The 21,385-nt window shown below is 50.3% G+C and carries 23 protein-coding genes and 1 other annotated feature; of the genes, 1 reads left to right on the top strand and 22 read right to left on the bottom strand.

The genetic code is table 11. The features are described from left to right. Positions 1–35 precede the first annotated feature (35 nt). The 15 genes from AACU55_RS18695 to AACU55_RS18625 all read right to left on the bottom strand — a co-directional run bounded on the left by AACU55_RS18695 (position 36) and on the right by AACU55_RS18625 (position 15,325). Positions 36–1,490, bottom strand: a complete 1,455-nt coding sequence (locus tag AACU55_RS18695; RefSeq protein WP_037035284.1) for a protein adenylyltransferase SelO — start codon at positions 1,488–1,490, stop codon at positions 36–38. Positions 1,491–1,632: 142 nt separating this feature from the next. Further along, complete coding sequence (locus tag AACU55_RS18690) at positions 1,633–2,361, bottom strand: EAL domain-containing protein (RefSeq protein ID WP_134705907.1); 729 nt, start codon at positions 2,359–2,361, stop codon at positions 1,633–1,635. A 515-nt stretch (positions 2,362–2,876) separates the two neighbouring features. Continuing rightward, a complete protein-coding gene (locus tag AACU55_RS18685; RefSeq protein ID WP_134705906.1) occupies positions 2,877–3,890 on the bottom strand; it encodes a lipoate--protein ligase A in 1,014 nt (337 codons plus the stop codon). A gap of 96 nt (positions 3,891–3,986) precedes the next feature. Continuing rightward, positions 3,987–4,466: an NlpC/P60 family protein gene (locus AACU55_RS18680; RefSeq protein WP_013576118.1), complete on the bottom strand. Its 480-nt coding sequence runs from the start codon at positions 4,464–4,466 to the stop codon at positions 3,987–3,989. A gap of 154 nt (positions 4,467–4,620) precedes the next feature. Next, positions 4,621–5,010, bottom strand: a complete 390-nt coding sequence (gene arnF / locus AACU55_RS18675) for a 4-amino-4-deoxy-L-arabinose-phosphoundecaprenol flippase subunit ArnF (protein WP_013576119.1) — start codon at positions 5,008–5,010, stop codon at positions 4,621–4,623. Beyond that, positions 5,007–5,339: a 4-amino-4-deoxy-L-arabinose-phosphoundecaprenol flippase subunit ArnE gene (gene arnE, locus AACU55_RS18670; protein WP_013576120.1), complete on the bottom strand. Its 333-nt coding sequence runs from the start codon at positions 5,337–5,339 to the stop codon at positions 5,007–5,009. The genes arnF and arnE overlap by 4 nt, the downstream gene beginning before the upstream one ends. Then, positions 5,336–7,006 (bottom strand): lipid IV(A) 4-amino-4-deoxy-L-arabinosyltransferase, encoded by a 1,671-nt coding sequence (gene arnT, locus AACU55_RS18665; protein ID WP_037035287.1) that lies wholly within the window; start codon positions 7,004–7,006, stop codon positions 5,336–5,338. The genes arnE and arnT overlap by 4 nt, the downstream gene beginning before the upstream one ends. Continuing rightward, entirely contained in the window at positions 7,006–7,905 is a 900-nt protein-coding gene (arnD, locus tag AACU55_RS18660; RefSeq protein ID WP_037035288.1) for a 4-deoxy-4-formamido-L-arabinose-phosphoundecaprenol deformylase, read from the bottom strand. The genes arnT and arnD overlap by 1 nt, the downstream gene beginning before the upstream one ends. A gap of 13 nt (positions 7,906–7,918) precedes the next feature. After that, entirely contained in the window at positions 7,919–9,901 is a 1,983-nt protein-coding gene (gene arnA, locus AACU55_RS18655) for a bifunctional UDP-4-amino-4-deoxy-L-arabinose formyltransferase/UDP-glucuronic acid oxidase ArnA (RefSeq protein ID WP_134705905.1), read from the bottom strand. Beyond that, positions 9,901–10,881: an undecaprenyl-phosphate 4-deoxy-4-formamido-L-arabinose transferase gene (gene arnC, locus AACU55_RS18650; RefSeq protein ID WP_013576124.1), complete on the bottom strand. Its 981-nt coding sequence runs from the start codon at positions 10,879–10,881 to the stop codon at positions 9,901–9,903. The genes arnA and arnC overlap by 1 nt, the downstream gene beginning before the upstream one ends. Then, on the bottom strand, positions 10,881–12,023 hold the full coding sequence (gene arnB / locus AACU55_RS18645; protein WP_013576125.1) for a UDP-4-amino-4-deoxy-L-arabinose aminotransferase: 1,143 nt from the start codon (positions 12,021–12,023) through the stop codon (positions 10,881–10,883). Before arnB ends, arnC begins: the two co-directional genes overlap by 1 nt. Positions 12,024–12,371: 348 nt before the next feature. Next, a complete protein-coding gene (btuD, locus tag AACU55_RS18640) occupies positions 12,372–13,121 on the bottom strand; it encodes a vitamin B12 ABC transporter ATP-binding protein BtuD (RefSeq protein ID WP_013576127.1) in 750 nt (249 codons plus the stop codon). Positions 13,122–13,140: 19 nt separating this feature from the next. Further along, positions 13,141–13,692, bottom strand: a complete 552-nt coding sequence (locus AACU55_RS18635; protein WP_134705904.1) for a glutathione peroxidase — start codon at positions 13,690–13,692, stop codon at positions 13,141–13,143. 73 nt (positions 13,693–13,765) lie between these two features. Then, complete coding sequence (gene btuC, locus AACU55_RS18630) at positions 13,766–14,773, bottom strand: vitamin B12 ABC transporter permease BtuC (protein WP_037035293.1); 1,008 nt, start codon at positions 14,771–14,773, stop codon at positions 13,766–13,768. Between the two features lie 153 nt (positions 14,774–14,926). Beyond that, the gene (locus tag AACU55_RS18625) at positions 14,927–15,325 is read right to left on the bottom strand and encodes a DUF2502 domain-containing protein (protein WP_013576130.1); all 399 of its coding nucleotides are present in this window, start codon (positions 15,323–15,325) and stop codon (positions 14,927–14,929) included. 271 nt (positions 15,326–15,596) lie between these two features. On the opposite strand from AACU55_RS18625, the gene AACU55_RS18620 reads away from it, so the two are divergent. Then, on the top strand, positions 15,597–15,755 hold the full coding sequence (locus AACU55_RS18620) for a hypothetical protein (protein ID WP_167686146.1): 159 nt from the start codon (positions 15,597–15,599) through the stop codon (positions 15,753–15,755). A 349-nt stretch (positions 15,756–16,104) separates the two neighbouring features. Here the strand turns inward: AACU55_RS18620 and ihfA are convergent, their stop codons facing one another. From ihfA to infC, 7 genes are all read right to left on the bottom strand, one after another. Next, the gene (gene ihfA / locus AACU55_RS18615) at positions 16,105–16,401 is read right to left on the bottom strand and encodes an integration host factor subunit alpha (protein WP_004089944.1); all 297 of its coding nucleotides are present in this window, start codon (positions 16,399–16,401) and stop codon (positions 16,105–16,107) included. Positions 16,402–16,405: 4 nt separating this feature from the next. After that, a complete protein-coding gene (gene pheT, locus AACU55_RS18610) occupies positions 16,406–18,793 on the bottom strand; it encodes a phenylalanine--tRNA ligase subunit beta (protein ID WP_134705903.1) in 2,388 nt (795 codons plus the stop codon). A gap of 14 nt (positions 18,794–18,807) precedes the next feature. Beyond that, complete coding sequence (gene pheS / locus AACU55_RS18605; protein WP_134705902.1) at positions 18,808–19,791, bottom strand: phenylalanine--tRNA ligase subunit alpha; 984 nt, start codon at positions 19,789–19,791, stop codon at positions 18,808–18,810. A 99-nt stretch (positions 19,792–19,890) separates the two neighbouring features. Next, positions 19,891–20,015, bottom strand: a sequence feature (Phe leader region). After that, a complete protein-coding gene (gene pheM, locus AACU55_RS18600; protein WP_106120997.1) occupies positions 19,966–20,010 on the bottom strand; it encodes a pheST operon leader peptide PheM in 45 nt (14 codons plus the stop codon). Its footprint overlaps the feature before it by 45 nt. Before the next feature lie 125 nt (positions 20,016–20,140). Further along, entirely contained in the window at positions 20,141–20,497 is a 357-nt protein-coding gene (gene rplT, locus AACU55_RS18595; protein WP_013576134.1) for a 50S ribosomal protein L20, read from the bottom strand. A gap of 42 nt (positions 20,498–20,539) precedes the next feature. Beyond that, on the bottom strand, positions 20,540–20,737 hold the full coding sequence (gene rpmI / locus AACU55_RS18590) for a 50S ribosomal protein L35 (RefSeq protein WP_013576135.1): 198 nt from the start codon (positions 20,735–20,737) through the stop codon (positions 20,540–20,542). A 95-nt stretch (positions 20,738–20,832) separates the two neighbouring features. After that, positions 20,833–21,384, bottom strand: a complete 552-nt coding sequence (gene infC / locus AACU55_RS18585) for a translation initiation factor IF-3 (protein WP_013576136.1) — start codon at positions 21,382–21,384, stop codon at positions 20,833–20,835. Position 21,385: the final 1 nt, after the last annotated feature.

Genomic DNA, 21,385 nt, shown 5'->3' with positions numbered 1-21,385 from the left:
TAAAAATGCCACATTCAGATGTGGCATTTTTTATCTCAGCTCGAACAAGATATTTCGAGGTGTTTTCCCCAGTCGGGTGGCAATTTCGCCATTTCATCATACTGAGGCGCATCGCTGTAAGGGTCACGCAATGCCTGGTGAAGTTGCTCCAGCGCACTGATATCATCCACTTCAGCCCTTTCGATGGCTTTCTGCGCCAGATAATTTCTCAAAATAATGCGTGGATTACTTTGTTTCATGGCGTCCTGCCGCGTGGCATCATCAATATCTTCCGTTTGTAAACGCTGACGATAAGCCTGATACCAGCTGTCAAAAGCGTCACGGTCGATGAATTCATCCCGTAAAGGCGACGCGGCCTGCTGTTGTTCTGTCTGGCTGAGCAACCTGAAAGTCTGCGTGAAATCCCGCCCCTCTTTCGCCATCAGACTTAGCAGCCCGGTGAGCAGATCGTTATCCTGTTTATTCTCGGTAAAGAAACCCAGTTTGCCGCGCATCAGCGTGCCATAGGCTCTCATCAGCGCCGGTTCATACTCGCCAAGCGCGGTCTGGAGCTGTTCCGTGGACATCAGGCCGGATAGCGTTTGTGCCAGACGATGCAGGTTCCAGTAAGCCACCGCCGGCTGATTATCGTAGCTGTAACGCCCCTGATGATCGGAATGGTTGCAGATATAACCCGGCTGATAATCGTCGAGGAAACCGTAAGGGCCGTAATCGATAGTCAGTCCGAGAATAGACATATTGTCGGTATTCATTACGCCGTGTGCAAACCCGATACTTTGCCATTGTGCAATCAGCGCAGCGGTTCGTTCCACCACACTGGTAAACCATTGCTGGTAGCGTGATGCGTCAACCGGCTCACTTTCCAGCAACCGGGGCCAGTGATGTGCGATGACATAATCTGCCAGTTGCCTGACATGTTCAGGTTGTTTGCGGTAGTAGAAGTGCTCGAAATGACCAAAGCGAACATGGCTTTCCGCCACGCGGATCAGCATCGCACCGCGCTCAGGCTGCTCGCGGAAAACCGGCTCATCACTGGTGGCAATCGTCAACGCCCGCGTTGTCGGCACCGATAAATGATGCAGCGCTTCCGAGGCGAGAAACTCACGCACGACAGAACGCAAAACCGCACGACCATCTCCCATTCGTGAATAAGGTGTCAGCCCGGCCCCTTTCAGATGCCAGTCGAACCGTTTTCCGGAAGGTAAAACCTGTTCGCCCAGTAAAATACCCCGTCCGTCGCCCAGTTGTCCCGCCCACTGGCCGAACTGATGCCCGCTATAAACCTGAGCCAGGGGCTGCATACCGGGGAAGAGTTTTTCACCGCACCAGTATTCGCGATGCTGAGCATCGAAAAGCGAATCATCCAGCCCCAGTTCACGCGCCAGTGGTTCGCTGTGATAAAGAAGCCGTGCGCCTTTTAGCGGCGTCGGTTGCAGTTGCGTGTAAAAGTCAGGCAACTGGTCAGCATAATGATGTTCAAATCGCGGCATAAATCCCCCTTTTTAGTAGTGTAGGACTGCGGGACGTTAATTAACACGGAGCGAATGCAGGGAGATTATGACCTTGAGTGATAAAAAATCCCGGCACAGCAGGCGCTGGCCGGGATCCTGAGAGTGAAACAACCTGCGACGATCAGTGAAATTGGCTGGGCCGCACAAGCAGGCTGTCCAGTTCAGCGGGCTCAACACCAGGCCATAGCAAACCCTTCACCCCTTGTATTTCGACTTTGCGTAACACATCAAAATAGTCCTGAGAGTCGAGCCCGTCGACCACGATATTACGGCAAAAACGGTTAACATTTCTTATCAGCGAGGGCATCACGATAGTGAAATGTTCACCCTCACAGAGCTGCCAGAAAAGATTTTTGTCGAGCTTCACCCACTGAAAAAGATGGTCAAAAACGGGCACCATGTTAATAGTGCCTGAGCCGAAGTTTTCCAGACAAAGCGGAAAATATTTTTTTAATGCAACCAGTTGCTGGTTATTTTTGCCTTCGGAAAGACGCGGAAACGACTCGCTCAGATTAAGATGAATGAAAGTATGCATGCTGAACGCATTGCGGAGATTTTCATCTTCCAGCAATAAGGCCACCTGTTTTTCCTCAACACTGATATTCAAAATAACCTGATTATCGCTAAACCATCGGGCATGCTCACCCGCCCATATCTGTTGCTCATTAAGAAACCGTAATAACTGCTGCGGTGTTAACAGGTTCAGTACCAGTTCTGTGGGCATGACTAACTTGCTGTCTGCGCTGGAAAAACGGCAAATTAATTCTATGGCGAGTAATTTCCCGTCAATGGTATAGACCGGCTGGCACAGGTAGCTGCTGTTAAAGGCCGTATCGAATTGTATTTTCATTTTTGTCCAAAACATCAACGGCACGACTAATTGATTAATAACTTTTTTGACTATCAATCAGATCATAAAGATACCGGAGCCCCGAGGCGAAACCGAAATATTAGAGAAATTGATATCAATAAAGAGCCTGTCCGGTTGTAAGTGTACAGAGACGACCACACGAGCGGCTGCGATTCAAAGTTTTTAAAAACGCCTTTCCCTTATTGCCTTCTTTTTAGGGGTTATAACAGTCAACACAGGGATTTCAGACTAATCTTATCGCCAGAGGTGAAAACACGCAACTTGCCTTGTGAGCGCTATCAATCCTTTTTCAACAAGAATTCCTGCTTTGTTTTGTGCTAATGCCCAAAAAGCATGTTACTAAATATTTTAGCTAATGGTTATAGTGTCTTATGGAATATTGCGCAAGTGACGGGATTCACAACCGGGCTTTTAAGAATGATGAGTAATTTTGCTAAGGTAATAATAAACCGGAGGTTATTCGTCATCATCAGCGACCTCCGGCATTCTCAACTTTACTGGATACAACGCACCAGCCAGTTTTGCAGTTCAGTGAGTTCAGCCTGCATCGCCGGATATCGGGTAATGATGCGCTGGCAGGCTTGCCCGACGTCCTGCGCGTGATAGCGCGTGCCTGCCAGCTCCGCGGCTAATCTCTGTAACGGTGCGGGATTAAGGCTGTCGGTGAAAATCTGCGCACGGCTGATGTTGCCCTTCTCCACATCAAAGTGAATATCCACCCCGCCCCAGACAAACCGTTCGTTCAGTAAATGGCTGAAGGCCGGTGCTTTGCCGAAATTCCATTCCCAGCTGCTTTGCTTAGCAAATCTTTCGGGGAATCCCGGAATGTCAGGAAACACCTCCGGAGAGATGATTTCAGGTTTTACATTCCCACCATACCAGTCGAAAAATGCCGCAATCACGGCCTGGCAAATTTGCTCATGATTGATATCCGGCACAAACTCATTGAGATTCGCGACCCTCGAACGCACCGAAGTGATCCCTTTTGCCTGCAACTTTTTGACGTCCGGATTGAGATAGTTGGCGAGACGACTGAGATCGGCATTAAGCAGTAACGTGCCGTGATGGAAGCCGCGGTCGGCTGTTTCACGATAGGCGGAACCGGAAATTTTCCGCTCGCCTTCCGGCGTCTGTACCACCAGATCGTTACGACCCGAGGCAGTAGCATCGATACCCAGCGTTTTTAGTGCGTTGAGAATAATGCCGGTTGAAACGCTTTTATCGTATTCCGGTTTGCCCGCCATGAAGGTGAAACAGGTATTCCCGAGATCGTGAAAAACCGCCCCGCCGCCACTGCTGCGCCGCGCCAGACGAATGCCGTCTTCTTCCATTCTGCGGGTATTGCATTCTTTCCACGGATTCTGCGCCTGCCCGATAACCACGGTTTCGGAATTTCGCCAGAGGAATAACACACGCTGCGTGGTCATCTCGCGGAAAATACAATCTTCTACGGCCAGATTGAACCAGGGATCGTAAGAATCGGAAAGTAATAGTCTGAGAGGTTTCATTGCATATTCATCCTGAATGAGTCTGCTTTGATAATAACAGCAAAAAACAGGATGAAATACGCAGTGAAATCAGGGGGAATGCGATTGGGCACCGTGTCAGATACGGCGCGCCTGCCAGTACACTTTTCGCCAGTAAACGTTGTCGAGTGAAGAACGGGTCACCCCCTGGCTGGTCGAGGCATGAATAAACTGATCGGCAGTATCATAAATACCGACATGCAAACCATTTTCACCGCTGCCGGTTTTGAAGAAGACTAAGTCGCCGGGCAACAATTCATCACGTGGCACTTTGGTGCCAATTTTGGTCTGGTCGGCGGTCGTTCTCGGCAGCACGACGCCAAATCGATCACGATAAGTGCGGAAGACAAAACCAGAACAGTCAACGCCGCTCGGTTGTAATCCGCCGTAACGATACGGGGCACCGTGCCATTGGCTGAGCTGGTCGTTAAGCTCGGCCACGACAGTAATAGAATCGGCAAACCTGCCGCTTGGCGGCGGAGCGTGGCTGCTGCAACCGTTAAGAATTAATGCGGCAACGGCCAGCAGGGAATACATGGATACGGATGAGCAGCGCATAGTGCATTCCTTCTCGAATAGCATCACGGCCTGACCAGACGCGAAGGTTTACGCGCGCCGGATAAGTCGCCGTTATCTAAGAACTAATAGAATTTAGCGCTATTTTATCCGTCATCCAATGTTTAATGATGTTTTTTATCGTCATAAAAATCATTCAATGGGATTTTTTTACCGGTTTACTGTGGATAAGCCAGACACCTGACAGGATAAGCAACCCGCCAATTGTTTTACTTAAGCTGATGCTTTCATTGAACCAGGGCAGCGTTACTGCGGCAATATACACCAGCGCATAACTCAGACTCAGTAAGGTATATGCCCGGTTGAGTGGCAGGTAACGCAAGGCAAAGAACCAGCATCCCATCGATAATATATAGCCACACAGCCCCATAAAAACGGCAATCAGGGCATGTAAATGGCTAACAATAAAGGGAGTATCTATAGCGGCCAGTGAAAACAACGGAATCTGCACTATGCCCCATTTCATCAGTAATTGTGCCGCCGTTACCAGCAAAACACTTCCCGCACTCCACAGGTATCCTTTCATAAGCTGACACTCATTAGTGCAATACCACACATGATCAGTGCGACGCCGCACCAGTGGCGGCCATCGACAACTTCACCGAAGAACCAGCGGGCACACAGCGTGATCAAGACGAAATTCAGGCTGAGCATCGGATAAGCCAGGCTCAGCGGCAATAATTGCAATACACGTAACCATAACAGCATGGCGATACCGAGCAACAATATCGCCAGCCCGAGCCAGCGTAAAACCCTCGCCATGCCATGCGCAGCAACCTGTGCGGCCTGCTTCTGACAAAGCTGACCGGCACAGGTGACAACGCTGACGACAAGAACCAGAAGGAAACCGGTCATGGCAGTTTTTTGTAGAATAACAGTGCCTGACGGTCGATCCGCACCGTTTGATCCGCAGGAGGCAGAGAGGATTTCACCGCAGCATTACGGTCAAGTCTGAGGATCAGAGAGACATTTCCTGCCTGACGCGCTTGTTGCAGCCACTGTGAGAAATGTGCCGCATCGACAAAATTGTCTTTGGCATCCGGATAGCTCAAACCGTATTGCAGCTCACCCTTTTCATCAAACATCAGAATATCGCTGCGCTTGAGTGTCCACGCAACTGCGGTTGCCACACCGACGTTATCTGTCAGCACATAACGACTGTCTTTCAGCAACGCCATATTTTGCGTCAAAAAGGGCTGCGGCTGTTTGGAATCCATCACTTTTTTCGGAATAGCCTGTCCGGCCAGCAATGCCAGCACCAGCGGGCAAAGGGCAGCCCAATACCAGCGCTTTTTCAAATCCGTCAGCGACACTGCGCCAGCCAGCGCCCACACGGCAAAACACAGAATACCGATCAGGGCATGCGGCAACTCAGAACGACTGAACACAGCTTTGATGTGGAAAGGTAATATGCCGGAGATCAACAGAACTGCCACGGCCAGCAACACACCAAACACGATGTTGAGGGTCCCATTGGCTTTCAGTGCACGTAATTTTCCTGACTCAAGGATCTTATCTAAATAATCCGCCATCAGCAGGGCAAGCGGCGCAAAGCACGGCAAAATGTAAGTCGGCAATTTACCTTTAGCAATGCTAAAGAAAATCAGCGGCATGATTGCCCAGCTCAGCAGGAAGAACAATTCCGGACGCACGACGCGTTGAGTCCAGCCCGCCCGCAAAGCTCCCGGTAATAACCCGAGCCATGGCAGCGCCCCCAGAAACAGCACCGGCAGGTAATACCAGAAAGGTGCCTTGTGCTGAGCATCAGCCTCAGCAAAACGCTGGATATGCTCAACCCAGAAGAAGTAGTTCCAGAAGTCCGGCTCCCGGTGTGCTATCGCCAGCACCCACGGCAAGCTCAGTACCGCCGCACTCACAATCGCCAGGGGCCCCCAGCCAAGCAGGGTTTTGAAACGCTTTTCGCGCCAGATAATCGGCAGAACCGCAATAACCGGTAACGCCAGCGCCAGAAAGCCTTTGGTCATAAAGCCCATGCCGCAGGCCAGCCCGAGTGCAATCCAGCTCAGGGCTTTTTGCGGTGTACGCGATACCCGCAGGCAGAAATAGCTTGCGACCATTGCGGCCGTCATCCACAGCGTGATCATCGGATCCATCACACTGTAAGTCCCGATGCCGAAAACCAACGTCATGGACAGATAAATCAATGCCGCAGTGTAAGCCGTCTGGCGGTTGCGCCACATAAGATGCGCCAGCCAGAACACTAAAATCGCGCTAAGCGCCGTGCTGAATACCGATCCAAAACGCACGGCAAAGTTGCTGTCTCCAAAAATCATCTGGCTGATATTGTTAAACCAGTAACCCGCGACAGGTTTCTCAAAATAGCGTAACCCGAGAAGATGTGGCACAACCCAGTCACCGCGCTGGAGCATTTCGCGGCTGATTTCTGCATAACGGGTTTCATCGGGTTGCCATAAGAGACGGGTGTTAAGAGGAACAAGGTAAACCAGGGCAAAGAACACCAAAATCAGCGTGCCCCACAGGCCTTTAATTGTTTTCGACATCAGGAAAAACCTTCTTGCTGACAGCCTAACCAGCCTTCCCGACCCGGGAAACTGGCGCGAACCACTTTGCCTCTTGGCAATGTACTGAGATCTTGCGGCAGCAACTCACCCAGCGCGCAAAACTGGATCCCCTGCGCAGACGCACGGGTTAACAATTCATCGAACTGTTTAGCCAGTGACATGCCTTCCACTTCGGCATGAATGGTATAAACCGGTACACCATGATCTTTCGCAATAGCATCAAGAATAAAGTCGTTGAAGTTATCGGCGTTAATCTCGCCGCCAGCCACTTCGTCATAAGTGGGTAACGTCACGGGAATCTGCACAGTGCCCAGTGTTCCGTTTTCCAGTACCGGCAGGAAAGGTCGCGTTCCGCGGCAATCACTGTTGTAGTAAAAGTGGAAACGTTCTTTGACTTCGATAACCCGCTCATCGGCACGCCAGCCTGCTACGGCCGAACATTCGACATCATGGCCCAAACTTTTTTCTAGCGCATCCAGCCCCAGGCGGATTTGTTCTTCCAGCTGTTTCTCGGACCATTTCCCGACTTTTGCCTGCCAGCCCTGATGATCCCAGGCGTGCAGCCCGACTTCATGCCCGCGTTTTGCGGTTTCTTTCATCAGATAACCGAGATCACGCGCGATAAGTTTACCCGGCCACGCGGTGCCTGCCAGTAAGATATCCCAGCCGTAAAGAGACGCCGCATTAGAGCGCAGCATTTTCCACAGGAAGCGCGGTTTAAGCAGGCGCCATAAATGACGCCCCATATTATCCGGGCCAACGCTGAAGAAGAAACTGGCAGTAATTTTATGATTTGCAAGAGTTTGCAGAAGCTGAGGGACACCCTCGCGGGTGCCACTCCAGGTATCCACATCAATGCGCAGACCCACTTTCTTCATAACGGGCACCGTTTCAGGCTTTGCCAGCGTCAGGATTTACTGAACGCAGGAAGAAATCCAGGGTTTCAGCAACGGTTTTATCCATGCCGATTTCCGGTTTCCAGTTAAGCAGACGACGGGCATTTTTGATGCTCGGCGTACGGTGCTCCACGTCCTGATAGCCTTTTCCGTAATACGTGCTGCTTTCCACCAGATTGAAACCAGCGAACGGCGGGAACTGCGCGCGCAACGGATGTGATTCAAAACTGCTCAGCAGCATTTCTGCCAGTTCACGAATGCTCGCTTCGTTAGTCGGGTTACCGATGTTAATAATCTGGCCATCACATAAGTTGTCGCGGTTCTCGATGATCCGGAACAACGCTTCAATACCGTCGTTGATATCAGTGAAGCAACGCTTTTGCTCGCCGCCATCCACCAGTTTGATCGGTGATCCTTCAACCAGATTAAGAATCAGTTGGGTGATCGCACGGGAACTGCCGATACGCGCAGCATCCAGGTTATCCAGACGTGGTCCCATCCAGTTGAACGGACGGAACAGGGTGAACTTCAGGCCTTCTTTCGCGCCGTAAGCCCAGATCACGCGGTCCAGCAGTTGCTTGGAAACAGAGTAAATCCAGCGCTGTTTGTTGATCGGGCCGACAATCAGACGGGAATGATCTTCGTCGAATTCCTTATCATCACACATGCCGTAAACTTCAGACGTTGACGGGAAGATAATGCGTTTTTTGTATTTAACGCAATCGCGGACAATTTTCAGGTTTTCTTCGAAATCCAGTTCGAATACGCGCAGCGGATTACGGGTGTATTCGATTGGCGTTGCAATCGCCACCAGCGGCAGAACGACGTCGCATTTTTTGATGTGATATTCGATCCACTCTGAATGGATGCTGATATCGCCTTCCACGAAGTGGAAATGCGGATTACCCATAAAGCGGCTGATCGCGTCAGAGCTGATATCCAGGCCATAAATTTCATAGCGGTCTTCGCGAAGCAAACGCTCACTCAGGTGGTTACCGATAAAACCATTCACGCCGAGGATTAAAACACGGGTACGGCGTTTCATCACCGCCGTGGGCAACGTTGCGACACGCATATCCGGCATAATGCCCAGTTCCAGCGCCAGACGGGAACCCTGTACATACAGGCCGTTTTCACTCTGCCCTGCCAGAATTTCCAGCGCGCCTTCGCCACAGGCGATGGTCAGCGGATCAGAAGAAAGCACGGTGCCCGGTTGTTTGTCGTGCTGAGTTGCCAGCGGACGTGCGCGCCAGATAGTCAGCTTACGTTGGCCGAGATAAGAAAATGCGCCGGGATAGGGTTCAGTCACCGCGCGGATCAGGTTATTAATTTCAGTGGCCGATTTGTGCCAGTGAATTTCACCGTCAGCGGCGGTACGGCGACCAAAGTAACTGGCCTGAGATTCGTCTTGCGCCGTCAGTGTAATGTTGCCCGCTTTCATTTCCGGCAACACATCTGTCAGTAATGCTTTCGCTGCCTCACGCACTTTGGCATGAAGTTTCAGCGCCGTGTCATCGCCAGTGATCGCCACTTTGCGCTGACCGACGATATCACCTGCATCCGGTCGTTTGACCATTTTATGCAAAGTGACACCCGTTTCAGTTTCACCGTTGAGCAGCGCCCAGTTAACCGGTGCACGACCACGGTAACGCGGCAGCAATGAACCGTGCAGATTGAAGCCACCCTGCGGCGCCAGAGATAAAATCTCTTCGCTCAGCATATTACGGTAGTAGAAAGAGAAGATGATATCGGGCTGTAAAGCACGGATGCGGTCACCCCACAATGGATGGTTAACATCTTCCGGTGCATAAACGGGCAGGTTCAGCTCAGCGCCCTGACGGGCAACGGAAGAAAAGAACTGGTTTTCATTCGGGGAATCAGTGTGGGTGAAAACTGCCTGAACATCATAACCCGCGTCAACCAGAGCCTGTAAACCAACACAACCAATATCATGATAGGCAAATACAATCGCTTTCATTACTCTTCTTCCTGACTGTGGTCTTCGGAACGAACGCCGACGACTTTTTGAACAAAATAACGGGGACGCGCACGAACATCGTTGTAGATCCGCCCGATGTATTCACCGAGTAATCCCATACCGACAAACTGCGCACCGATAAACATAAATAACAATGCAAATAGCGTGAATACGCCTTCCGCAGACCACTCAGGGCCGTTGATCAGGCGCATTAAAATGAGGAATACCGCCAGCAGGAAACCGAAGATGGCAATCACACTGCCAACAACACTGAGCATTCTCAGCGGTGTTGTCGTCAGACAAGTGATCAGGTCATACATCAGGTTAATCAGTTTCATCAGACTGTATTTGGAATCACCAAACTCACGCTCAGAATGCTGAACCGGAATTTCTATGGTTCTGCGCGCGAATGTGTTGGCCAGAATAGGAATAAAGGTACTGCGCTCATGGCAATGCAGCATAGCTTCGATAATGTGACGGCGATAAGCCCGTAACATACAGCCGTAGTCACCCATCGATTTACCGGTGGCACGTTGGATCATCATGTTGATCATCTTTGATGCCGTTTTACGGAACCAGGAATCGCGACGATTTGCACGTACGGTGCCGACAACGTCATAGCCTTCATCGGCCGTGGCGACCAGACGTGGGATTTCTTCCGGTGGATTTTGCAGGTCAGCATCAAGCGTAATGACCAGGTCACCGGTTACATGGCTAAAACCAGCCATAATGGCGGAATGCTGGCCGTAATTGCGGTTGAGCAAAACGGCAATAACATGGCTGTCCGGTTGTTCTGCAGCGGCAGCGAGCATGTCGCCGGAGCTGTCAGAACTGCCGTCATCCACCAGAATGATTTCGTACTGCTGGGTTAATTGCTGACAAGCGGCCTGCGTGCGGGAAAGCAACGCCGGCAGGCTTTCTTCTTCGTTGTAGACCGGGATAACCACCGAGACTTTACGGATTGGTTCGTATTGCGCCACTACTGCGCCTCCAGAAGGGAAAAAAGAGCCGCGACGACACGGTCCACATCACTGTCCTGCATATCAGGGAACAGCGGCAAACTGCACAAACGTGCCGAATTCCATTCACTGTTTGGCAGGCTCAGGTGCGGATAACGTTCGCGGTAATATTTTTGGGTGTGAGCTGCACGGAAATGTAAACCCGTTCCGATCCCCTGCTCTTTCAGACGTTCCATCAGTGCGTCACGGCTGATACCACAACGCGCTTCATCCACACGGATCATGAATAAGTGCCACGCATGAAGGTGCGGGTAAGCCGGTACAGCCATTGGCAGATAAGGTGAGCCCTGTAATTTATCCAGATAACGCTGTGCCAGCTCCGCACGGCGGGCATTCATTTGTGCAAGACGTTTAAGCTGCACAACAGCGACAGAGGCATGAATGTCGGAGAGATTGTATTTAAAGCCTGGCTCAACCACTTCAGCCTGCGGTTTACGCCCCAGCACCTGACGATCAAATGCATCAACCGCCAGACCGTGGAATTTCAATGCCCGTACTTTTTCAGCCAGAGCATCATCGTCGGTGGCAATCAGACCGCCTTCTGCGCAGGTCATATTTTTGATCGCGTGGAACGAGAAAATTGCTGTCCCCTGTGCGCCAATCCAGCGTTCACGGTATTTTGTGCCTGCCGCGTGCGCAGCGTCCTCCACGACCGGAATACCGTGTTCATTAGCAACAGCATAAATCGGGTCAAGGTCTAAAGGCGCGCCGGCGTAATGCACCGGGATAATCGCTTTGGTTTTTGGCGTGATAGCCGCAGCAACCGCGTCGGCACTGACCATCAATGTGTCAGGATCAACATCAATCATCACCGGTTCTGCACCGAGCAGGACAATCATGTTGATGGTTGAAACCCAGGTCTGTGAAGGCGTGATCACTTCATCGCCCGGTCCGATGCCGAGCGCCATCAGGGTGACATGCATGCCGCCTGTCGCAGAACTGACTGCGATAGCATGCTTACAACCGAAAGTGGCAGAAAAATCCTGTTCAAGCTGATGAGTCTGTGGCCCGGTGGTGATCCAGCCAGAACGTAAAACCTGCCCCACTGCAGCTATTTCTTCTTCGCCCATAGACGGACGGGAAAAAGGCAAAAAGTTTTCCATTACGCTATCCCAAAAAGGTAATTACCGATACCGACTGTAGACCGCATTTATTTAACAGTAAGTAAACGCCGTCATGAAATTATGGATCTTATGATGTCGGTTTAATCTTAATTTAACCTTAAGGATTTACCAGTCACGCGAAGCTAAACAGAAAGTAAATAAACAAAAATTAAATAGCAGGAAAAAATAAAAATCATTTAATAACAATCAATTACATTAAATTCTGTTTTTATGAAAAAAATGAACTTTATTAAAACAATGCATCTTCTGCGTTTTTTATGAACAAATAAGAATTGGGGTAAAGCGTAAACCCCAATAATAATATAATTAAACCGCTATGCATTAAGCTCAGGTCGCCATTATCCATTGCCTGCCTGCCAGTTCGTGTATCTGAAATGCCACTTTGTACACGTCTGAAAGTATTTCAGGCTGCATGACATCAGCACATTTTCCCGCCGCCATCACCTGACCCTGCGACATAAGCCAGATCTGATGCGCGTAATGGAGGGTGTGGTTGAGATCATGATCGCTTAACACCACGGAACGTCCTGCCGCGCAAAACTCCGCAAGTAACTGATCCAGCGCCTGCTGCTGGGCAACATCCAGGCTGTTCATCGGCTCATCAAGGAATAAAAGCTGACTATCAGGATTCACCGTCGGCCACACTTGCAATAAAGCAGCCGCCAGCCTCACCCGCTGCCATTCCCCGCCGGATAAATGCGTGACCGGCCGGCCAAGTTTGTCGCTGAGATGTAAAGCATCACATAAACATGAAACCGTGCGCTCAAGAACAGCAGGATCAACTTCTCGCGGCTGATGAAGGGACAAATATTGAAATACCGGCATCAGTGATGCCGGGGTCAGTTGCTGGCATAACCAGGCGCGAAGACGTGCAAGCCTGGGTCCGGGAACGTCGGCAAGCGGTTGTCCGTCGAGAATAACCTCACCTCCCCCTGCCGACATACCCGCCAGACGGGTCAGTAAAGTGCTTTTCCCGGCGCCATTCGGGCCGATGATATGGATCCGACAGCCCGGCACAATCTGCGCGCTAAATGCGCTAAGCCGCCCCGCAACGGTTATCTCACGACATTCCAGCATCGGTGTATTCACACGCAAATTATTTCGCCAGTGCGGCTTTGATGGTTTCCATAAGGATCGGATCTTCCGGTGTCATATCGGGTGCAAAACGCTGAACCACGGTGCCGTCACGACCAATCAGGAATTTCTCAAAATTCCACAAGATGTCATCGGGCTTAAGAGGTTGACGACCTTTGCTGGCCAGACGTTCGTAGAACGCACTGTCTTCCGGTTTGACGGCTGTCGGACAGGCTGCAATCAGCGCTGAATACAGCGGATGACGGTGGTCTCCGTTGACGTTAATTTTGCTAAACATCGGGAATTTCACGCCAAAATGGGTGGTGCAGAAGGTTTTGATCTCATCTTCAGTGCCCGGTTCCTGCGCGCCGAATTCATTGCACGGGAAGCCCAGCACTTCAAAACCACGATCGTGCCAGGCCTGGTAGATATTTTCCAGCCCCTCATATTGCTTGGTCAGGCCACATTGTGATGCCACATTCACGACCAGCAATACAGAACCTTTATAAGCACCGAGCGTCGTGGTTTCGCCATCGATAGTTTTCAGGGAGATATTATAAATTTCATTACTCATCGTTTTCGTCCTGATATTTGTAGGTTAGGGGAAGGGGTTTCAGTGAACAGCATAGCCGACACACCGAAAAGCATCAGCGGATTTGTCCGGTTCTGGTCAGCAACCAGATGAATACCGGTGCACCCAGCGTGGCAGTCACCACACCAATCGGTAATTCCGCCGCGGATAAACCAATTCGCGCCAGCACATCCGCTAACAGTAAAACTGAAGCGCCGCAAAGCGCACAGGCGGGCAGCAAACGGCGCTGATCGGTGATCCCGCAAAGCCTGAGAATATGTGGGATGATCAGCCCGATAAAACCGATGACGCCCGATAAGGCGACGCTCAGCCCGACCATCCAGCCGACGGCAAGCACCAGAATATAACGCCAGGTGTTCAGCGATATGCCGAGTTGCCTCGCCTGCTGCGTCCCGAGAGACAATAGATTGAGTGCATTCCCCTGTAAGACCAGCCACAGTAAAACAGGCAGCAACATTAATCCCAGCCAGAGCTGATTCCAGTCAACACCGCCAAATCCGCCCATCATCCAGTACATCAACTGCCGTAAATCGAGATTGTTGCTGAAATAAATCGCCCAGGTCATTAAAGCACTGCAGACAATCCCAATAGCAATCCCGACAAGAAGCATACGGGCATTCGTCAAAAGGCGTTTACGGGCAATATATAGCAGAAAGAAAGTGACAATCAGAGCGCCGGCGATGGCTGCCAGACTCATGATCCAAACAGGCAACAGGCCGTGGCTTAACATGACACATAAAACCAGCGCGACGCAGGCACCATTGGCAACACCGAGTAAACCGGGCTCGGCAAGAGGATTTTCGAACAATGACTGCATCACTGCCCCGGAGACAGCAAGACTTGCGCCCACCAAAATGACAGCGACAGCGCGCGGAAACCGTAATTGCCACACGAACAGACGCGCCTCAGTGCTGAGCCATTGATCCGGCCACAGCCAGCGTTCACCCGCACTCAGACTGAACACCCATATCAACAACAAGAACATACCCAGCCCGTATAACCAGCGGCGGTCACGGTATTTCTGTTGCTGTTCAAAGGCAGAAAAGGTCTGCGGGATAGGCATGAATGGCTAATTCCTGGGGCTCACGGGAAGTGACTATCCTACCGATATTAGGCAGTTAGCTCTAGCGAAGAACGGCTGAATACCATAAATAGAAATTGAAAAAGCCGGTGACTGAGCACCGGCTTCGGACACGTTGTACATTTACAGGGAAAATCAGTGTCCCTGATAACCATTCGGCGGGATCGGCTGGCCGTTCCCCTGATGACCATTATTATCATGATGATCATTACCGTTTGGACGGCCCGGGTTATGGGGCTGCGGTCCTGGCTGATTACGCCCCGGCTTATCATGGTTACGTTGCGGTGGTTTAGCGTCCCAGCGATTACCGTGCCAGTACATGCCATGTTCATTACGCTCACCGTAATGATGGCCCTGATGATCATGCCACCACTGCGGTGGACGCCAGTCATAGCCATCCCAATAGTAACCGCGCTGATCCTGATCCCCGAGGTGAAGTGATACGCCAGGTACGTTGAGGTCAATAGAAACATTTGCCTGCGCGATCACAGGCAAAGCCAGTGCACAACAAAGCAATAAGAGAGATTTTTTCACGTTAGTTACGCCTTCTTTATTTTTTATGACGTGATTTTTATATCAGTCAGGTATTGAAGAAAATATAAGAAATAAGCGTATTTTCGGATAACTTGCTCTGACCTTACAATAAAAACACAAACATGTCCTGGTTGAAATAATTCAACAAGACGGTGTGTGTTATCTATTCAATTCCTATTAAGACACTAACAAATCTTAACGCAAGCCTGACAACAACCTGTCTGCATTCTATTTATAATCGACCTGTTTATTCAAACGAAGGATGTATTTTATGCGTCGTATTTTCGCTCTGCTGAGCATTGCTCTGGTTGTCGTCAGCCTCAGTGGCTGTTTATTCCCACCATTTTGGGGTCCTGATGGTGGCGGTCATGGCGGCGGTGGGCACGGTGGCGGCGGTCCGGGTGGACCTCGTATGTTCTATAACCACTAGTCACCTTTTATAATTCCATTCTCCCGTTCCCGGTTAATTTGTCCGGTGCCTTTTATTCAGATATTAATATGTACATATTATTAACTGAACATAATGAGTGACTTACCATAGGGGCTTCGGCCCCGTTTTATTTGAATGGCATCCGGATAAATAATAAACCAAAGTTCTTTTCAGGCCTTGAAATTTAATCTATCAGACTAATCCTGAACCGCCTACCCCTTTAACGCTATCTTTTCACTTTCTGTGCTAATTACTTAAAAGCGTTAAAACCTATTATTTCCGATGACACTGCACTCTTAACAATCAGATAAAAAAAAGGCCGCTTTCGCGGCCTTTTTGATGTTTTCACTTATTCTTTCGGCGTGGCATTCTCTACACGACTTTTCAATTTCTGTCCCGGACGGAAAGTCACCACACGACGCGCCGTGATCGGAATATCTTCGCCGGTTTTCGGGTTACGTCCCGGACGTTGGTTTTTGTCACGCAAATCAAAATTGCCAAAGCCAGACAGTTTAACTTGCTCGCCATTTTCCAAAGCACGACGTACTTCTTCGAAAAATATTTCAACAAGGTCTTTGGCATCCCGTTTGCTCAGCCCGAGCTTTTCAAACAGGTGTTCTGACATTTCAGCTTTAGTAAGCGCCATAGGTTCAATCCCTCAAGGATGCTTGGAATCGCTGTTTTAGAGCCTCTACACATTTTGCAACGGTAGCGGCGATCTCCTCTTCTTCCAGTGTACGGCCGGTATCCTGCAACACCAGACTGATAGCCAGGCTCTTGTAACCTTCAGCTACGCCCTTGCCACGGTACACATCAAACAAGTTTACGCCAACTACCTGATTTGCGCCAACTTTCTTGCACTCTGCCAAAATATCGTCTGCGGGCACGTTTTCGGCCACTACAACAGCGATGTCACGACGGTTCGCCGGGAAGCGAGAAATCTCTTTCGCATCAGGCAGTACGCGGTCTGCGACCTTATTCCACAACATTTCGAAGACCACGGTACGACCATTAAGATCGAGTTTACGTTCCAGCTCAGGGTGTACTACACCAATGAAACCAATACGTTCGCCGCGTAAATAAATTGCTGCACTCTGCCCAGGATGCAATGCAGGATTCGCTTCCACCTTGAACTGTACATCGTTCATTTTGCCGGTAAGCTCAAGAATAGCCTCAAGATCACCTTTCAAATCGTAGTAGTCAACTGCCTGACGCGCCAGATCCCAATGCTCTTCATTTTTAGTGCCGGAGATCACACCAGACAGCATGACGTCCTGACGGATACCCAAATCGGCTTGCGTATCAGGTACAAAGCGCAGGCCGCTTTCAAATAAACGTACGCGACTTTGCTGACGATTCTGGTTATTTACTACAGCAGTCAGCAGGCCAGACCACAGGGAAAGACGCATTGCAGACATTTCAACCGAGATCGGGCTGGGTAAAATCAGCGCTTCTTCGCCGGGATGCAGCAGAGCCTGCACTTTTGGATCGACAAAACTGTAAGTGATCGCTTCCTGGAAACCACGATCAACCAGCAGATTTTTCACACGTTTCAGTGAAAGGTTCGCTTCACGGTGCTTGGTCATAACCAGACTGGCTTTAACCGGCACATCAGGAATGTTGTTGTAGCCGTAGACACGCGCGACTTCTTCCACCAGGTCTTCTTCGATTTGCATATCGAAACGCCAGCTTGGCGCCACAGCTACCCAGTGGTCGCCATTATGCTGAACCTTACACCCCAGACGTGTCAGGATGTCAGTCACCTGAGCATCTTCAACATGATGCCCGATCAGGCGATCCAGTTTTTCACGACGCAAGGTGATGGTTGCCGCTTTCGGCAAATCAACGTCGGAGGTCGCTTCAATGACCAGACCGGCTTCACCACCACAAATGCTCAGCAACAACGCAGTAGCACGTTCGATAGCTTTGAACTGCAGCTCAGGATCCACACCACGTTCATAGCGATGAGAAGCATCTGTATGCAGGCCCTGACGGCGTGCACGGCCAGTAATTGAGAGCGGAGCAAAGAACGCAGATTCCAGCAGGACGTCCTGCGTCTCGTCGTTCACACCGGAATGTTCGCCACCAAAGATACCTGCCATTGCCAGGGCTTTCTCATGGTCTGCGATGACCAGCGTATCTTCCGCCAGTTTCGCCTCTGTGCCATCGAGCAACGTTAATGCTTCGTCTTTCTGCGCCATGCGCACGACGATGCCACCACTGATGCGATTCAGATCAAACGCATGCATTGGCTGACCGAGTTCGAGTAACACGTAGTTCGTGATATCGACCACGGCGTCGATAGAACGGGTGCCACAGCGACGCAGTTTTTCACGCATCCACAATGGTGTAGGTGCTTTAACGTTGATGCCTTTAACGACACGGCCCAGATAGCGCGGACACGCTTGTGGCGCCTGCACATCAATGGGAATGGTGGCATCAATCGTTGCTTTCACCGGGTTCATTTCCGGCTCAACCAGTGGCAACTGGTTGATGACAGCAACATCACGCGCCACGCCGAGGATACCCAGGCAATCAGCACGGTTTGGCGTTACGCTGATTTCAATCGTGGTGTCATCGAGTTTCAGGAATTCACGGATATCTGTACCGACTGGCGCATCAAGCGGCAGTTCAATAATACCGTCGTGATCCTCTGAAATACCCAGCTCAGAGAATGAACACAGCATGCCTTCTGAAGGCTCGCCACGCAATTTGGCAGCTTTGATTTTGAAATCACCCGGCAATACGGCGCCCACCGTTGCAACTGCAACTTTAAGGCCCTGACGACAGTTTGGCGCGCCACAAACGATGTCCAGCAGACGATCGCCGCCCACATTGACTTTAGTCACACGCAGTTTGTCTGCGTTTGGATGCTGACCGCATTCGACAACTTCACCGACAACCACGCCATTAAATGCGCCTGCAACCGGCTCAACGCCATCAACTTCCAGGCCGGCCATAGTAATTTGGTCTGATAATGCTTCGCTGCTAATGGCTGGGTTTACCCACTCACGCAACCAGAGTTCACTGAATTTCATGTGATATTCCCGCCTTACTTAAACTGTTTGAGGAAACGCAGATCGTTTTCGAAGAATGCACGCAGATCAGTCACGCCATAACGCAACATAGTCAGACGTTCCATCCCCATTCCGAAGGCAAAACCGGAATACACTTCAGGGTCGATGCCCACATTGCGCAGGACATTCGGATGCACCATGCCGCAACCCAGCACTTCCAGCCATTTGCCATTTTTGCCCATCACATCCACTTCTGCGGAAGGTTCTGTGAACGGGAAATAGGAAGGACGGAAACGTATCTGCAAATCAGCTTCAAAGAAGTTGTTCAGGAAATCGTGCAATGTGCCTTTCAGGTTAGAGAAGCTGATGTCTTTATCAACGATCAGGCCTTCCATCTGATGGAACATCGGGGTGTGAGTCTGATCGTAATCGTTACGATAGACGCGGCCCGGCGCGATAATACGAATTGGCGGCTGCTGGTCTTTCATGGTGCGGATCTGAACACCGGAAGTTTGCGTACGCAGCAGGCGCTTGGCATCAAACCAGAAAGTATCGTGATCGGCACGTGCCGGGTGATGACCCGGAATGTTCAGGGCATCAAAGTTGTGATAGTCATCTTCGATTTCAGGGCCGGTTTCCACGGTAAAGCCTAATTCACCAAAGAAGGTTTCAATGCGGTCGATAGTACGGGTCACCGGGTGCAGGCCACCGTTTTCGATGCGACGGCCAGGCAGGGAAACGTCAATTGTTTCCTCTGCCAGGCGGGCATTCAGTTCAGCGGACTCCAGCATATTTTTACGCGCGTTCAGGGCTTCCTGAACCTGCGCTTTCGCTTCATTGACGACCGCGCCCGCAGCCGGGCGTTCTTCCGCAGGTAATTCACGGAGGGTTGTCATCTGGAGTGTCAGGTGGCCTTTCTTACCCAGATATTCGACACGCACATTATCCAGCGCGGCGATATCCTGAGCACTCTCTACGGCTGCCTTGGCATTGGCAACCAGCTCTGCGAGATGTGGCATTGCTTTCCTCTTCTTCTGGCCAATATGGCCCGATGTAAAATAACCGTGATTAATCAGGGGCGCGATTTTGACCCTGAACCTTAGCGTATAAAGCACAGATACAAAAAAGCCTCCACGAGGGAGGCTTAGGCGCTACTTTTCGTTTCTTCTCTTACGCGCGAAAGCCTTCCAAAGTCAGGCGCTAAAGTAAAAAAAGAAACGGAAAATAGCAGCATTCATGCTTGCGTTACCTTGTCGGTTGTAAATCTTGTGCCGTAATTGAAACGAAACTGTGGGTATTAAACAACGAAACAGAATGTTTTTAAACACAAAATATAAAAGAGGGAGCAAGCTCCCTCTTTCACCTGACTTACGCCAGAGCTGCTTTCGCTTTTTCGACCAGTGCAGAGAATGCCACTTTGTCGAATACTGCGATGTCAGCCAAGATCTTACGGTCAATTTCAATAGAAGCTTTTTTCAAGCCGTTAATGAATTTGCTGTAAGACATGTCGTTCTGACGAGCTGCTGCGTTGATACGCGCGATCCACAGCTGACGGAACTGACGTTTCTTTTGACGACGGTCACGGTAAGCGTATTGACCAGCTTTGATAACAGCCTGGAATGCAACACGATATACGCGAGAACGGGCACCGTAGTAGCCTTTCGCCTGTTTTAAGATTTTCTTGTGACGTGCACGTGCAATCACACCACGTTTTACGCGAGCCATATGCTCTCCTGAGTTTTATATTCTAGATGAAAAAAAGTGTATTTATGCGTACGGCAGACATGCAGAGACCAGACCCAAATCGTTCTTGGATACCAGGCCTTTTGGACGCAAGTGACGTTTACGCTTAGTAGCTTTTTTGGTCAGAATATGACGCAGGTTTGCGTGCTTACGCTTAAAACCACCATTGGCGGTTTTTTTGAAGCGTTTAGCGGCGCCGCGTACTGTTTTGATCTTTGGCATTTTAAATTCCACTTCGCATTGTTATTAACATGAATCAGAAAGGCGAATCCAGAATACGCGGTGCGAACACCGCGTAGCAGGATTACTTGGAAGCCTTACTGTTTCTTCTTAGGTGCGAGCACCATGATCATCTGACGACCTTCGATCTTCGTAGGGAAGGATTCGACAACGGCCAGTTCAGAATCTTCACACAGGTCTTTACGGACGCGGTTGAGCACTTCCATACCGATCTGTTGGTGCGCCATTTCACGCCCACGGAAACGCAGGGTGATTTTGGCTTTATCGCCATCTTCCAGAAAGCGAATCAGGTTGCGTAGTTTGACCTGATAGTCGCCATCATCGGTACCAGGTCGGAATTTGATTTCCTTAACCTGAATAACTTTTTGTTTCTTTTTCTGCTCTTTGGTCGACTTGCTCTTCTCGTAGAGGAATTTGCCGTAATCCATGATTCGACAAACTGGCGGCTCGGCATTCGGACTGATTTCTACTAAATCGACGCCCGCTTCCTCAGCTTTTTCAAGAGCTTCATTCAGACTGACAATACCAATCTGCTCGCCATCGACGCCGGTGAGGCGAACTTCTTGCGCGCGAATCTCTTTGTTAATGCGATTAGGACGCGCCGGTTGAACTCGTTTTCCGCCTTTAATA

The sequence above is a fragment of the Rahnella sp. CJA17(1/100) genome (assembly GCF_963881615.1).
Classification (GTDB): domain Bacteria; phylum Pseudomonadota; class Gammaproteobacteria; order Enterobacterales; family Enterobacteriaceae; genus Rahnella; species Rahnella aceris.
The sequence above is the reverse complement of the archived record's forward strand: the minus strand, read 5'-3'. Positions and strand labels throughout refer to the sequence as shown.